This is a genomic window from Marinoscillum furvescens DSM 4134, assembly GCF_003386095.1.
Lineage (GTDB): Bacteria > Bacteroidota > Bacteroidia > Cytophagales > Cyclobacteriaceae > Marinoscillum > Marinoscillum furvescens.
The window spans coordinates 333432-348928 of the sequence record NZ_QREG01000004.1 but is presented as its reverse complement, the minus strand read 5'-3'; the positions used below and the strand labels follow the sequence as shown (position 1 = coordinate 348928).

The window sequence follows — 15497 nt, the reverse complement described above, 5'->3', positions numbered from 1 at the left end:
ACTCATGTGGCAATAAATGGTTTGGCAGGAATTCAAAATCCACTAGATTAGTGGTACAAGGTGAGTATAGTGCATATGCACTATGCTCGGATGTTAGGTGCAAGCGTAAGAAAACGACCGTGCAAGAACAAAACTGCCAACCAAAACAAGAAAAAAAGTAACCTATTTTGACTACAATCAAATCATATATTGCCAACTCAGTTAGAATGGGACAAATCTTAGAATTTGAAATTGCATTTCCTGATGAAAAAAGATTGACTGTCGAACAATATTTGGCTGGTAGCAGCAGAGAAATGATTTTAAATGCAGCGGCATTCTTTTTAGGATTCAAGAATCACAAATCAAAGTTTGACGACAATAGGGAGTTTCTTGGAATGTTTTTCCGAAAAGAAAATAATGAGGTTGCAAACCAAATTTACGACCGTATAAGAAAGTTTGAAAAGAAAGGTGTTCGCATTGGTATAATAAACACTTATTCCAGTTTAAAATTATTTGAATACTTTTTTTCTAAACCTGAAGAGCCAGAAACGCAAACACAAGCCGAGTTAGAAGTCAATTTATTTAAGGCATACTTGACATTAAATTCTGAATTTACCAAAAAACAAAGTGTGGCCTTTCCGTCTGCACAGGAAAGTGATGAGGAATTGAAAATCCCAATGATGATGTTCTGCATGCAATATCCGGTTTCGGACAAATCGAATTACGACATCAACCAGATTTGGGCAACACAAATGATAAAGTCCATTTATCTATTTCAATTTCTTGAATCACATGAAAAAATTCAACCCCTATTAGCAGCTTTTTTAGCTTATTTCAATTGCCAAACGTGGCAGGAATATTTAAAAAGTCTCTTGCCATTAACCACACCGGCAATTAAAAGCGAAAGAGAAGCACATACAGACATCGTTGTTGAGCCAGGAGAAAAATTTGAACAAGGTTGTGCATTTATTGAAAAATTTATGGTTCAAGAACAAGACGAACTTGACCCAAATGATTTCCTAACAATTAGAGCTAAACCTTTTTATAAAGTCAAGGACGGTGTTTACCGAATTATTTTCAACCTGTTTGTCGTAGAAAAGGTATTCAAAGGAGTCTATTTTCAGTTAAAACATGTACTTGAGAAAGAAATGTCTGATGAGGAAAGGAAGCAGATCAAAATAAAAAATCTCAAAAGTTTTTTCGGTGATGAATTCTCCGAAAGGATTCTATGCTACAAAGTAATGGAAAGCATTTACCCTGATAAATGTATTCGATTTTCAGGAAAAGAATTAGCTGACATGAAAATAAATGCTGCTCCCGATTACTATGTAAGAAAAGGCAAAAACATTGTGTTGATTGAATCTAAAGACTTCTTGATAGCAGCGGATAAAAAAATGTCTTTCGACTTCAATGTATATGAGGAAGAGTTTGGAAGAGTTTTAGATTATGAAGAATTACCTGGCGGGAAAATTAAACCAAAGGCAATAGTGCAATTGATTAACAGTATTCGCAGAATTTTGAAAAATGAATTTTATGCCGATACTGATTATTACTACAAGGATGTATTCATTTATCCGGTTTTGTTGACTCACGATCACCAATATGATACACCGGGATTTAATGAATTGATTGACTTTTGGTTTCAGGATGCTTTGTTGGAGCTGGCAGAGGAAGGTCTATTTATTCACCATATAAAACCTATATCAGTAATAAATATTGATTCGCTTATTTACAATCAGGTAGGTTTGTCCACCGAAATTCCTTTGCATGAAATGTTGAACCTTTATCATGATAACAAAAAAGTAGATAGGCAGAAAAAGAAAAACTTCAAATCTCAAGATGAATATGACCAGTATATTGAAGAATACAAACAAATGAGAATGTCGAAACTCATCCCATTTCCAATGTTCATTGATAAGTATTTCCACAAGCAAGGACTTTGGAAACTGCCGCCATTATTAGAGTTGGTAGCTCCTGCCCTTTTTAAAGAATAATATTATGAACAAAAATAGATCGATCTTGATAAGAATAGAAGACTTTCAAAATACAAAAAACGCCAGCACCTAACAAAGCATATAGCTTATGGCGGTGAACAGCTACCAGCAAGGTTTTCGCTCCATAGCCAGCTTAGGTTTTGGTGGACAGGAAAGTGCTTCGTAACTGCCACAAAGCCATATGCAAAACGTTGGTGGCCATTACTCCCAGATGAAAGCAATTCGACTCATAACATTTTTAGGCTCCCTGTTTCTGGGAACTTTCTGTTTTGCGCAAACGAATCCCGAACACGTTTATGTGATGCCCTACATAAGAAGTGACGGGACATTTGTTCAAGGTCACTACCGAACCAGTCCAAACGAAACCAACAGGGATAACTTCTCAACTATTGGTAACACTAACCCTTACACAGGAAGACCAGGTTGGATTCAGCCAGATAATTACTATTCTTATTCAGATTCCGATCGTTCTTTTCAACGAGCTTCAGATGAACTAAGGTCGGGTAACTATGAATCTGCAATAAATTACTCGAATAACATCAATGATGAACTAGCAAGCAGCTTAATAAAATTCAGGGCTTACCATGGAATTGGTGATTATCAAAATGCCCTGCTTTATGCCAAGAACGCTCGAGATAAAGCTGAAAACCGAGAACAATTAGAATCTCTGAATGAGTGGGTATCTGCGCTAGCTGAAATGGCAAATGCCAAAGAAGAACTTGAAGTGAAGTCGAATAGATTCATGGCCTTTATGGAACTGGAAGAATATCAAGAAGCCGTAAATGTGGCAAAATCCATACAATCCAATTCACTGCAAAACTTAAAGAATTTATACCTGGCAACAGTCTATGAACAACTGGGTGAATTTGAAAAAGCCATTCACCATTATATGAATTGCATATCGTTAGAAACCGACCAAGATGTAATAACTGGCTATAAGAACAGGATTGAATATTGTCGAAATATTGTCAAGTACCCGAAAGCTAACGAAAACTTTGACAACAAGAATATGTCCGAAATCCTCCTCTATCATGCAAAGGAAGAATACTCAACTCTTGATTCATTTCTTCGTCAGTATGGCTTTAGAGTTCTTCCAACTGAGGATCCCAACACACGGGTTGCATATGAACGAATAACAAGCAATCCAGAGAAGTTTGAAATTCTAACCTTCACGGATATACAAGTTCACGAGCGAACAATAAAGCTAGTTTCGCTTGAACACTCTTCATTCAAATATCATGATGAACTCAGCAGACAGCTTACTTATTACAAGTACCGCAGAACAAACGTTCAAGGTCTACTTAAATATTGGATGACAAACGAAACTGCTTTTGAATTCTTGATTCTGTTTGATGGATTTCGAACAGACCAACCCGAAATTTTCGTTTTCGGTGGATATCTAACTTTGGCGAACGGGAACGTCCTCAATCTAAACTTGGAGAAATTTGGGGGAAATTAAACGGCCACCAACAGACACTATCGGTTATGTGCCAAATTGCCTGTTTGCCAGATTCAGTGTGACTTTTCCGCAGAAGTGCACCTTCTGAAACTTCATCGCTTTTGGAGAGACCTGTGGTTCTGGCTTTTGACTTGCGGAACGCAGTGCTTCGTGGAAACCGTTGTGCTTGTGGTGCACTTCCACTATTTTAGCTGTACTTGCCAACTGTGGGCACACAAACCGATAGTTGGGCGTTATGTGTCACTGCATGATTGCAACAGAAGTTCAGAATGAACCCGATAACTATCCCGAACCACTTAGTAGCTCCAACTGCAATAGCAATAATTGGAATCATTCTACTTCTAATCTTTAAACGAAGAATCAACAAGAGTCTGTTTATCGGAACTCTAACATTCCTTGCTTTTTATGCCTTTATTGTCGGAACGGCTGTTTATGATGACATCTACAGTCAGTGGCATTTGAACCAATTTGACTTGAACCAAGATGGCGTCTTCTCTGGTGACGAACTAACAACTGAACAGGATGAAGCAATGTCTCAACTGATCAACGATGTTGGCCGGAACTTCTCATTCATAACTGGAGGAATCGCTGGCTTTATCCTGGGACTTGCTGCCTACATCTTCAGTCGAATTTTCGAACGAATCAAGCCGAAATTAAGAGACACATAACAGATGCTGATCGGGCATATGTCTTAGTGCTTTCTGGCTGGTTTCTGTGCAACTCGACCGTGATATCTCATATAATTACAGTCTATTTAAAAAGTACAATTTTGTGCGGACACCTCAAGCAGAAGAGATTGCGCGAATCTAAGGACATCACTAGATGATCCAGTGCGGCAGGACTACCTTCTGCTTGTATTTCTTGAAGAGATAGGACAGTACCTAATGACAAGCTTGTGTGCTTGATCAAGCATTCCTGATGAGAAAAATCGAAGCAAGAATAGTGTCAATTATTTACACTTCAAACCGATTAAAATGGAAAAGTATTGCGTTGGGATCGATGTTGACAAACACACATTTAAGGCTTGTTTGATGGTTCAATCAGACCGAAAAAAGGTGCTGTCTAGTCGATCATTTAAAAATGTATTTTCAGGCTTCACCGGACTACTCTTATGGGTTGAAAAGTGGTGTAAGGACCATCAAGTGAATTTTGTAATGGAAGCTACCGGAGTATACCATGAATATCTGGCGTATTTTTTACATGATAAAAATCAGGTCACACATGTAGTCCTCCCTTTAAGGTCGAAGCGCTACATGCAGAGTTTGGGTATACGAAGTAAAACAGATCCCATAGACGCTAAGGGGTTATCCATGATGGGTTTGGAGCAAGACCTGGAGCAATGGATCCCAGCAAGTAAACATCTACTAGAACTCCGCTCGCTTACACGTCAAATAGAAACTCTTCAAGCACATGGCACTGCCTTTAAGAACCAACGAGAGGGAGCAAAGCACACCAAGGTTTTACACCGCTCTGTATTAAAGAGTCTTGAAAAGATGATTACTGAAGTGCAAACGCAAATAGATAAACTTGAAAAACAAGTGGAGAAGCTCATATTCAATGATCCGGTTTTAAAACAAAAATATGACCAGCTCACTTCCATCAAAGGAGTTGGACTTATGAGTTTTGCTGTAGTTGTTGCTGAGACCAATGGCTTTTTATTGTTCAAAAACCATAGGCAATTAGTGTGCTATGCAGGGTATGATGTTGTTGAAAATCAATCAGGTAGACGGGTAGGTAAAACTAAGATATCAAAAAAAGGGAACGCCCATATTCGCAGGATCCTAAATATGTCATCCTGGGCTGTGGTTAGATATAAAATAGAGCCTTTTCACTCTTTATTTAACCGAGTATATGAGCGAACTAAAATGAAGATGAAAGGGTATGTTTCAGTTCAAAGAAAGCTATTGGTAATGATGTATACCCTCTGGGTGAAAGGAGAGAAATTTGACCCTAAATATGGATCATCCGGCAATCAAGAATTAATGCCCCTCTTTTCGGTTGGTTCCACCGGAACCAGAAAAGCAACAGCCTCAATTAATGTTGAGGCTGCACTAGATGGACTTCCGTGTAATCAATCACCAAAGCCCTCTTTTCGGTAGCATAAATCTATAAAAAATTATATCGTCTGACTTGATTTTTATTACAGTACCTGCCGCTGAGAAATGGCAGTGCTTTCTGCATACTTTTTCTCGCAGGAGATTTTGACTTTCTGAACGCAGTGCCATTTGGAACCGTTGTGAGCTTCGGCAGATTTCACTACTTTAGTGCTATTCACTAGCTGCGGACATACGCCCGATAGCTGGTCGTTAGGCACAATTGCCATATTTGCAAATAGCATTTAGCTTAACGAAACATATGAAATCACTAAGAACCTTACTCACAGCCTTATTAGCAACTTTTTTACTATCAACATGTGAACAATCTGAACCTCCTAACCCTGAAAATCAGAAAGGTTTGGTGGAAGTTGTCCTGCTTACGGAAAGCAAACATTTACAGGGGTTAGTACATGAATTAGAATTAAGCTCTCCTCCCCATGCACGATATTCTAGCTCTTTACTAGATGCAGTGGACTTTGACCGGGCGGTAAAAAGCATAAACCCTGAAACAGGAAATACCCACTATAGTTTCTCTATGACTGATGATAATGGGTTTATCTTAAGAAAATTTATTTTAACTGAAAATCAAGTAAATGAAGTAGTAGGAAGCGTTTTTGAATACGAAATGGATGCTGAGTGGTATGCTGAATATGACTCCTTTCCGGGGATGGATAAATACACTGGGTATTTTCGAATTCTCGATTTAGAAGGAAATGTTATTGCTAAAAATAAAATGGTTAATGGTACAAGTGAAGCCAAAGAATCGACTAGTGGAAGAACTTCCGGGATGACCTGCTCCTCTCGAATCGTGCAGATAGGACAGATATGTGTGGGAGGTTATTGTTCTCCAAAATATGAAACAGTTACTACCTGTTATTTTACAACAAGCAGTGGTGGTGGAGGATCAAGCGGTTCGCCAACTTTGGGAGACTCCTATACCGAACCACGTCCTGAATATGTTGTTTTCGAGTTTGATGACAGTGAACCTATGGGAACTGCTCCTTCAACTGCTTCTAATAGTTGGAGGCTTGCTCAAACATTTGGAAAGCTCTGTGACAACATTATCTTTAAGTATTCAGCTAATTCTTTCAAAGCAGAGATTTCTGGGTTGGGTGGCACATATCATAATTATGTGACCAATAAAATTTTGAATATAGAACTTGGGGTAAACTGTGTTGACATTCCTGAGTATTACATAGGCACATCTCATCAGGCAGCAACTGGTTTTGCCAATATCTTCAATAGCGCTAGAACAAAGGTTGAACAAGAACTTGAATCTGGTTTGCTTGCCCCGAACGTGACTGCTATGAGAAACAGATTAATTGCAATTATTACTTCAGGATTACAATCAAAGTATTCTGGAGCAACATTTGGGTTGGGAGAGTGCCAAGGAAATGTAGCTAAAAATGTAGCTGATTACGGATGTTAGTATGCTATAAAAACAATATTTAAAATGCAGAAGATTTTAATTTCAATTTTCTTATTAATGTTTAATCCGAAGGGAATAATGAAAGAAGGGGTAAGATTCGCTAATGATAAATCAGTAATAATTACGCTTGATGAATTGGAGTCTGGTAAAATACCTGACAGTTTATGGACATCTAAGCAAATTATTGAACTCAAAATTCAAAAAACGCGGCCAAGCAAAATATGGACATCTCATCCTCCTCTGTCGTGGCTTGAGAATAGAGAACTTGAACCTCCGTTTTGGAGTATGCCTGAAAAAATCGGAAACCTTAGAAACTTGGAAATTTTGATTTTAGGAAATTTAGACATAAGTGAATTACCCAATTCGATAACCAACCTTAAAAATTTGGAGGTACTAGACATTTCTATTAATAAGCTCCAAATATCGCAAGAACTGAATAAACTTGAAAAGCTACAAAAACTTAAAACGCTGATAATTAGTGGAAATCGTTACGCAGTTCATGACGTAGAATCTCTTAAGGAGGCACTGTCGCATACAAATATTGAATGCAGTCACGAACTGGAGTGATTACAATAATTTTTCACCAATACCATATAGATTGGATTAAAGTGCCTAATCGAGTAGACGGCCCCACCAGTCGTAACTGATAGGGTGCGCCTTTGGTGTGCCAACCCAGTCACACCACCGTACGTACGGCCGGCGTGGAACGATCACGTATACGGCGGACTGGGCGTCCCCGTTCATTGAATCTCAGGAATCGTTTTACGGTAATAGGAAAGCATCGATTCGTACCCTCGCCTTCTGAGTCTGGACAATGTAATAGTCGTCCTCAGTATGGGGCTTTGGGCTACCGCCCGGGGGCGCCTAGCCAGCCTCCCATCCTAGTTCTGCTATAAGCATACGCTCTGTCTCTGTCCATCCCTAGCCGGACCAGGTTCTTTCGCTTACGTTCTGGTTTCTTCCAGGCTACGCGCCCCGGTCATGCCAGATGCAATACCTCAGTCGGTTCCTTAACCACTCGTCAAGTGCTTTGAGCTTGGTGCTAATATTCGCTAAACGAAAGTTATTCACCCAGCCCTTCCATACAGCTGACAACTTCTGGAATCGGTCTGTGATACTCATCGGTCTGGTCTTTCTGGAAATATCCTTCAGTTTACGCTTTAGGTTCCCCCACGCTTTCTTTGATACTACCAACTGGTATTGTCCCTTAACATCCTTCTTGTACTCTGAGGCAAATCCATACCCCAGTAACTCGAAGTTTACCGGCCTACGAATGCCCGACTTGTCTCGATTGATAGGCAGCCTTAATTTGTCGCGAAGGAACTCGTAAATGGCATTTCCTATCTCACGAGCTTCTGCTTTCGACTTAACATAAATGCTAAAGTCATCTGCGTATCGAACATAGCGAATACCTCTCCTGACCAGCTCTTTGTCCAGTTCATCCAGTAGGATGTTGGACAGTAGGGGGCTGATTGGGGAGCCCTGTGGCATCCCCTTGCGACGTTTGTGCAACCTTCCCTCTATCTGGATCGGTGCTCTCAGCCACTTGCGGATGAGTCGCAGGGTCGTTGGACATTTCACCTTGTTGTAGATTAGTTGTAGCAGTATCGAATGATCAACCGCAACGGCGGACCGCTCATCAAAGAACCCTTTTAGGTCTAGGCGACCCCGTCAATATCCACTATGTCCTGCGGTTCGCCGATGCGATAGCCATCATTGATGTATTTCAGGGCTTGGCTTACTGCTTTTTGGGTGTTCTTTTCTGGGCGAAAGCCATAGCTGTGACTTTCGAAGTTTAGTTCAAACTTAGTCATTAGTACTTGACTAACTGCTTGTTGTAACCATCGATCTGTTACCGTGGGAATACCTAACAATCGGGTTTTCCCTTTCCCCTTGGGTATCTCTACCGCAAGAATAGCATCAGGTATATACGTATGGTTCAGGACTGATGTGATGATCTTGTCCCGGTTCTCTTCCAGGTGCTCTGGGAGTTGCCTGACTGTCATACCATCTATTCCCGCCTTTCCTTTATTTCGGACTACCTGTTGGCTTGCCTTATAAAGATTCTTACGCTGTAATACTTCTACTATCATAAAACTTACTTTCCCTGTCCGTCTAAGAGAGTAGGCTATCCATCTTGAGATGCATTCCTATTCGAATCCGGACACAATTCAATGTTCAGCCCTTCACTACCTTGTGAGACCTCCGGCTAATTGAACCGGCTCATTACCAGTAGCTACTATAGCTTCTGCTGACTTCTCGACCTCCATCACGTGAAGTCCGAGATCTCCCCAGGTAAGGACATATTCCCGCGCCGCGTAGGCTTCTTCCGATTCCTGCGTCATCTACCCTATGAGGTTTGTTGGTCAGGGACGTTGTGAAGATGTGCTCACTTATCCACCTCATTTGGCCTCTGTATGACGTTCCTATGCGTCAGTACCGGAATTTGCAGTCCCGCTTCCTTCAGATGTATGGTCACCCATACCACCCTTGCGGCTTGCTAACAGGCTTAACCAACTTGCCTGTAAGGGACCGGGCCACGGCGGCTTTCACCCTCTGGAATAATTTGGTACCTTCGATACCAGATGCCCATGCTGGGCACACACATATGCTGATCGGGCATATGTCTTAGTGGTTTCTGGCTGGTTTCAGTGCAACACGACCGTGATATCTGCCGCTGGGAATCGGCAGTGCTTTCTGCCATTTTTAGCTCGCAGGATTTTTAGACTTTCTGAACGCAGTGCCGTTTGGAACCGTTGTGAGCTTCGGCAGATTTCACTACTTTAGTGCTAATCACTAGCTGCGGACATACGCCCGATAGCTGGTCGTTATATGCAATTAAAAATTCTTGCTATATTTGAACAATCAATTATTTATGTTCAATTTTATAAAACGCCTAAGAATGAAAAAACTCACTATTCTATCACTTGTCACAATACTTGTGGCGTGTAACACATCTAATGTTGAACCTCTAGAGACGACTGACATAGAGTTGCTTAAGAGTAATTTTAAGGAGGTGACGCTAGAATCTCTAAATTTCGCTACTACTTTAGATTTTGTGGATGTAGAAGAAATATCTGAAGAAGAATCTCAACTAACACTTAAAGTTGAAAATGTATCAGTGCGAATGGAAAAAAGGCTGTTGCAACACCAATTTGAAGGCTCTAGTCTTTCCGAAATACGTCTTTTTCCGGTATCTCCTAGTGTTCTACAAGGAACTATAGAAAATGCAAGAGTTAGTGAATCGATTGGAGATTTAATAGATACGGTTTCAATGTTTGGTGAGAATCAAAAAATCATTATGAAACATCTAACTGATCAAATCTTCGAATTAGAGTACCTTGATGAAGGTTATGACATTGTAGATTCTTTTGAGCAAGAACTCAACAACTCAAATGATCTTACAGAAGAAGAAAGAATCCAATTAATAGAATTTACCTCCTCTACACGAGCATTATTGGATTTTATGAGTAGTGATGGTATTCAGGCGATGTACGCGCAAATGGCCCCTGAATTTAATGATTCTACTTCAGCTCAAAATGGGAGAGTGATGGGATGTGATGTTGGATGGAGAAGCGTATGGGCCGGTGCTGTGGTTGGATTTACTGTAGGGGCAGTTAAAGGAGGTATTACAGGTGCAACAGGCGGAACAGTTGTTTTCCCTGGCCTAGGAACGGCAACAGGAGCAGTTGGAGGTGCTGTTTTCGGAGGTGCTCTAGGTTTTATAGGAGGGGCAACAACATCTGTCGCAGCAAATCTCATTACAAGTTGCTTCAGACCCGAAATGGCAGGACGTCATGAGACGAGTTGTCGACAACAATATGACTATTATAGAAATGGATGGATTAATAGCATCCCCTCAAGTTGCTACTCTGTAATTTTTGGAAATATAAAATGTTGCTAATAATGCGTATTTTCTTAAACGAGAAGCATAAGTGGGTATCAATCATTGGGTTAATAATATCAATACCAATATTTATGGCTCTTATGCCATACGGAAGTTTTAATCCATCTGATATAGGTTTTTGGATGAGTATTGGATTAGCCTTGTTCATTGATATCGGAACTAACTTTCTACTCGTTAAATTTCAAAAAAAATAGCATATAATCGAGTAGACGGCCCCACCAGTCATAACTGATGGGGTGCGCCTCTCACACCACCGTACGTACGGGTCGCGTATACGGCGGTTCATTGAATCTCAGGAATCGTATTACTGTAATAGGAAAGCATCGATTCGTACCCTCGCCTTCTGAGTCTGGACAATGTAATAGTCGTCCTCAGTATGGGGCTTTGAGCTACAGCCCGGGGGCGCCTAGCCGGGGGCGCCTAGCCATCCGCCTATTCTGGTTCTGCTATAAGCATACGCTCTGTCTCTGTCCATCCCTAGCCGGATTAGGTTCTTTCGCTTGCGTTCGGGTTTCTTCCAGGCTACGCGCCCCGGTCATGCTAGATACGCATCCTTTTTTGTTTACACCAGCACTTAACTCATCATATCAGGTTTTCGTATCTTTACTATATGAACTATCAAGAAGTTTTAGAAATCAGAGCTGACAAGAGATTTGGCAAACCAACAATTAAGGGGACCCGGATTTCAGTCTATGATGTGCTTAACTGGCTCTCGAACGGTATGAGCAGAGAGGATATCAAATCTGATTTTGAAGAGGTAACTGATAAAATGATTGATGCTTGTCTTGCTTATGCTGCAGACAAGGAACGACGACTGATCTCAGTTCAGTGAAGCTTCTTTTCGATCAAAATATCTCTCCAAAAATCCTCAAGAAACTGCCTGACGATTTTACTGAATGCGAACAAGTCAGATTCGTTGGACTTGAAGATGCATCAGATTTTGAAATTTTTGAGTACGCTAGGCTTAACAGTTTTGCTGTCGTAACTTTTGACTCTGATTTTGTAGACCTAAACGCTCTTCGTGGATCACCTCCGAAGATCATTTACCTAAACACAGGAAACCTGACAACTCAAAGTGTATCAGAATTAATTCTGAATAACCTCCTAACGATACAACACTACCTGAACTCAGAAACTGACGATATCCTCGAACTACTAAAAGCTCCATAGTCAAGTTGATTAGGAGAATTTCACCCCTAACCTCTCACAGAACCGTACTGGGACGCATAGTCGTGATAATCTCCCAAAATCCTTTACAGGGTCATACTAATTTGTAACCCAATGACCAATGGTAAAACAGGTTGGGATATGAATGTACAACACGCCTCAACCAAGCTACAGCTTTCAACTTGCTACCTTTAAATCGCTTGTATTTGTTCAATATCCACCGGATCATGCGATGGTGTAGGTAGTAGAATACTGGACCTAGACTTTTCCGACTTATCGCTCCATAATAATGAACCCAGTCCCGGATTTTGGGATTGAGCAAGGTAGCCAAATCCTGTATCCCTCGCTGTGTCTTATTATGAAAGGCGAGCTTATGTAATTCCTTTACGACATTAACCTTTCAGAGTGGCACCATATCGCCGAAATCACCGGCACGGTTAGACCGTAATAACCACTACCACCGCCTATAACCAAAAATAAAACTAGCTTTGATGGAACACAGCCCCTTGAAACGACAGGCTTTTGCCTCTACTGAAACATGACCAAAAAACAAACCACGCTCCTCATCCGCATCGCACTGCTTGTTGGCACAGTGATTTCTTTGTTTTTTGTGCCCTGGCTCCTGGTAAAGGCGTGGATCCTACCGCTGCCAGACACCGTGCAGGAGCAGCTAGATGAAGCCGTGCAGCATGGGTTTGAAGGTGTGATTGCCTATGTACACCAGGGTGGAAATCCTCCGCAATACCTTGCATCAGGCTGGCATGATCGGGAGGCAAAAACTCCGGCCAGACCAGATGCGCTATTTAAGATTGCGAGCATCAGTAAACTCTACGATGTAGTAGCCGTCACCAAGCTCGTCCATAGCGGCCAACTATCTTTAGAAAAAACCCTCGCAGACTACTTACCCGACCTTGACGGAAAAATCGAATATGCTGACCGCATCACGTTGAGACACATGGTCCAGCACCGAAGTGGCATCCCCAATTTCACGGATGCCCCCGGCTTTTGGGCTGCACCCACTGGCACTTATGAAGAAAGTCTGGCCCTGATCGCTAACATGCCCGCCCAATTCGAGCCCGGTGAAGATTACGCCTACTGCAACACCAACTACTTGCTGCTAAACAAGATCATGGATGATGCGCTTGGCTATGACAACTATCAGTTTATTCAAAAAGAAATCCTCGACCGTCTACAGCTAAAAAATACCTATAGCTCCTTGCAAGCAGTGAATGCAGACGATGTGATGAGTGGCTACCACGTAGGGTACCCTGAAGACCTGAAAGGAAACGACCATGGCATGCATGCCACGGCAGAGGATGTGGGTATCTTTCTCAGAGCCTTAAACGAGGGCTCGGTGTTTGATGCCGGCGAACAAGCCATCTATGCTTCCATTTACGAATACGAACACGGAGGCTGGGTACCCGGCTACCAGAGTTTTGCAGCTTATCACCAAGACCTGGATGCCGTGGTAGTGGTGTTTTACAGCACTACAGACTCCAGGCTATACTACTGGAACCTCTCCGAAATCATCAACAGTAGAATTGTAAAAATTCTGAGTAGGTAGAATCTCTACTTCAAAAAAAGGCTGCCACCAAACACCTCAAACACAGGGCGCTTCGAGACAGCCTTTAAAAAATGCTTACCTTTATCTGCTATTTTTCTTTAATTATAAAATTATCCAAATAGTATTCACAGGCTGCATCTACCTTAGATATAAACTGGATATGGAATTTACCTTCAGCAATATCTGCGCCGCTTACATCCCATTCACGTTTATTCCATTCTTCAATTTTCATGGCTGCCGGACCGGTCCAGATTTTATTTTCCGCCCAACCACTCAGTGGCTGTACTCTAACGGTAAATTCTGCACCTTGGGAAACCGTATAAACATCAAATGAAAACGTATAGGTTTTGCTGGCGTCCAGCGTAAAAGCAGAACTAGATGTCAGTGTAGTAATTACGGCATTGCCGTCAGCAGGCACCATTACATGAACACTTTTTGAGCCTACAGAGGCTTGTGCATCACTTACAGCTCTGGTAGCACCAGTGGGCTTGTCACCTCCAAACTCCGTAAATACAGTACTGATATCAGATACAGTCTCAAAGTCCAGGTCAAAATTGGTAACCAGGTTGCCATCGGTGCTACCACCACCCCCGAGGGAGTTAGTTACCGACTGATCAGTAAGTGCTGATACGGCTGCCCCATCCTTTGCCGTGATTCCCGGAGTATAGGAAACAGAAATTGTCTGACCAGCAGTTATAGCTGTCGCCAGAGAAACTACTAGTGTTTTGGCATCACCATCAGCCAAGGAAACCGAAGACACCTGTGAAGCTGTGCCATTTACTTTAACGGTAAAAGCTGCCACCTCTCCCGAAGGATCGTTGAGTTCCTTGTCATAAGTGAGCGAAATACTTGCTCCATCAGTCGCCAGCTTAGCACTCACAAAAGCCGCAGCCTGCAGCTCTTTTACTTCAATGGCATCTACTTTCGTTTCGGTTACGGCTATGCCGTTTTTAGTCACCACGAGTGTTACATCGTAGATGCCTACTGTTTCGTATGCTACGGTCACCTCACTATCGGTAGAGGTAGCGGGCGTACCGCCTTCGAAAGCCCAGCTCAGCGTAGCTCCTGCTGTACTGGTGCTGGTAAAGGTGACGGACTCCCCTTTAAAAACGGAAGCCGCGGACATGTCAAACGAAGCATTCAGTGCCGAAACGGTAACAAAATCTGTTTTACTCAAGGTATCCACCACGTCTTCTTCTGAAGCGATGAGCATTACGTCGTAGGTACCTGCCGCAGCATAGGTTACGGTCACTTCGGCATCTGTAGATGTCTCCGGTGTACCCCCTTCAAAAACCCATTCTAAAGTGGCTCCTGAGCCATTGCTCGTAGTAGTGTTGGTAAACGTGATCGATTGGCCTTGCTCTATTTCCTGCATGTCAGCAGTAAAAGCGGCCGTTACGCTGAGCGGTTCATCTACTGTTATGAACTCTTCTTTCTTCGTCGTTACGCTCGCTTCATCAGCTGTGCGAGTTACTTCCAGTGTTACATCAAATTTGCCAGCTGTAGCATAAGTCACTTTTGGATTAGCCTCTGTAGATGAGGCAGGAGTACCCCCCTCAAATGTCCACAGGTAAGCATCACCTTCGCCCTCTACGCTACTCGTAAATGTCACCTCATCACCCGCAGTGATCTGTGAAACACTCGCTGTAAAATCAGCCTTCAGTTCGGGAAGCGCATCTTCTTTATCATCACATGATGTCGCCGCTCCGATAAAAAGCATGCCCATCACATAAACCCGGGACATTCTCCAGGCTTTGGTTAGTGTAATCATAAGTTTTAGTGTTTTGGTTTAACACTAAAGTGATCACTATCCCAGAGTATTGCATAAGCAATCCTTTGCGCAAACTATTGGCCTGAACAAGCATTTTCGGGCTCCCATTTTTCCACCTATCGAACTTTCAC

General features: G+C 42.0%; 15 protein-coding genes and 1 pseudogene. 10 read left to right on the top strand and 6 right to left on the bottom strand.

Annotated elements, in window-relative coordinates; genetic code table 11:
* Positions 1–167: 167 nt before the first annotated feature.
* The 4 genes from C7460_RS07030 to C7460_RS07015 all read left to right on the top strand — a co-directional run bounded on the left by C7460_RS07030 (position 168) and on the right by C7460_RS07015 (position 5531).
* Positions 168–1973 (top strand): hypothetical protein, encoded by a 1806-nt coding sequence (locus C7460_RS07030; RefSeq protein ID WP_221409468.1) that lies wholly within the window; start codon positions 168–170, stop codon positions 1971–1973.
* A 211-nt stretch (positions 1974–2184) separates the two neighbouring features.
* The gene (locus C7460_RS07025; protein WP_115867373.1) at positions 2185–3432 is read left to right on the top strand and encodes a hypothetical protein; all 1248 of its coding nucleotides are present in this window, start codon (positions 2185–2187) and stop codon (positions 3430–3432) included.
* A gap of 269 nt (positions 3433–3701) precedes the next feature.
* On the top strand, positions 3702–4100 hold the full coding sequence (locus C7460_RS07020) for a hypothetical protein (protein WP_115867372.1): 399 nt from the start codon (positions 3702–3704) through the stop codon (positions 4098–4100).
* 306 nt (positions 4101–4406) lie between these two features.
* Entirely contained in the window at positions 4407–5531 is a 1125-nt protein-coding gene (locus tag C7460_RS07015) for an IS110 family RNA-guided transposase (RefSeq protein ID WP_245986219.1), read from the top strand.
* A 41-nt stretch (positions 5532–5572) separates the two neighbouring features.
* Here the strand turns inward: C7460_RS07015 and C7460_RS24025 are convergent, their stop codons facing one another.
* On the bottom strand, positions 5573–5755 hold the full coding sequence (locus C7460_RS24025) for a hypothetical protein (RefSeq protein ID WP_147302875.1): 183 nt from the start codon (positions 5753–5755) through the stop codon (positions 5573–5575).
* Between the two features lie 32 nt (positions 5756–5787).
* On the opposite strand from C7460_RS24025, the gene C7460_RS07005 reads away from it, so the two are divergent.
* Positions 5788–6957 (top strand): hypothetical protein, encoded by a 1170-nt coding sequence (locus C7460_RS07005; RefSeq protein ID WP_115867370.1) that lies wholly within the window; start codon positions 5788–5790, stop codon positions 6955–6957.
* Positions 6958–6981: 24 nt separating this feature from the next.
* The gene (locus tag C7460_RS07000) at positions 6982–7524 is read left to right on the top strand and encodes a leucine-rich repeat domain-containing protein (RefSeq protein WP_147302874.1); all 543 of its coding nucleotides are present in this window, start codon (positions 6982–6984) and stop codon (positions 7522–7524) included.
* Between the two features lie 399 nt (positions 7525–7923).
* Here the strand turns inward: C7460_RS07000 and C7460_RS24360 are convergent, their stop codons facing one another.
* The 3 genes from C7460_RS24360 to C7460_RS23660 form a co-directional block, all read right to left on the bottom strand.
* The gene (locus C7460_RS24360; protein ID WP_262511843.1) at positions 7924–8562 is read right to left on the bottom strand and encodes a reverse transcriptase domain-containing protein; all 639 of its coding nucleotides are present in this window, start codon (positions 8560–8562) and stop codon (positions 7924–7926) included.
* Between the two features lie 53 nt (positions 8563–8615).
* Positions 8616–9050 (bottom strand): reverse transcriptase family protein, encoded by a 435-nt coding sequence (locus C7460_RS24355; RefSeq protein WP_262511841.1) that lies wholly within the window; start codon positions 9048–9050, stop codon positions 8616–8618.
* A 96-nt stretch (positions 9051–9146) separates the two neighbouring features.
* Positions 9147–9302, bottom strand: a complete 156-nt coding sequence (locus tag C7460_RS23660) for a hypothetical protein (protein WP_170147918.1) — start codon at positions 9300–9302, stop codon at positions 9147–9149.
* A gap of 557 nt (positions 9303–9859) precedes the next feature.
* Between C7460_RS23660 and C7460_RS06990 the strand changes: the two genes are divergently transcribed.
* The 3 genes from C7460_RS06990 to C7460_RS06970 all read left to right on the top strand — a co-directional run bounded on the left by C7460_RS06990 (position 9860) and on the right by C7460_RS06970 (position 12034).
* Positions 9860–10861: a hypothetical protein gene (locus tag C7460_RS06990; protein WP_115867368.1), complete on the top strand. Its 1002-nt coding sequence runs from the start codon at positions 9860–9862 to the stop codon at positions 10859–10861.
* 613 nt (positions 10862–11474) lie between these two features.
* Entirely contained in the window at positions 11475–11696 is a 222-nt protein-coding gene (locus tag C7460_RS06975) for a DUF433 domain-containing protein (RefSeq protein WP_115867366.1), read from the top strand.
* Complete coding sequence (locus tag C7460_RS06970) at positions 11693–12034, top strand: DUF5615 family PIN-like protein (RefSeq protein ID WP_115867365.1); 342 nt, start codon at positions 11693–11695, stop codon at positions 12032–12034. The genes C7460_RS06975 and C7460_RS06970 overlap by 4 nt, the downstream gene beginning before the upstream one ends.
* A 91-nt stretch (positions 12035–12125) precedes the next feature.
* Here C7460_RS06970 and C7460_RS06965 read toward each other — a convergent pair.
* Positions 12126–12404, bottom strand: a pseudogene (locus C7460_RS06965) (group II intron maturase-specific domain-containing protein); the annotation flags it as partial.
* Positions 12405–12569: 165 nt separating this feature from the next.
* Here C7460_RS06965 and C7460_RS06960 point away from each other — a divergent pair.
* On the top strand, positions 12570–13595 hold the full coding sequence (locus C7460_RS06960; protein ID WP_115867364.1) for a serine hydrolase domain-containing protein: 1026 nt from the start codon (positions 12570–12572) through the stop codon (positions 13593–13595).
* Positions 13596–13683: 88 nt separating this feature from the next.
* On the opposite strand, the gene C7460_RS06955 is transcribed toward C7460_RS06960, so the two are convergent.
* A complete protein-coding gene (locus C7460_RS06955; protein ID WP_115867363.1) occupies positions 13684–15366 on the bottom strand; it encodes a PKD domain-containing protein in 1683 nt (560 codons plus the stop codon).
* Positions 15367–15497: the final 131 nt, after the last annotated feature.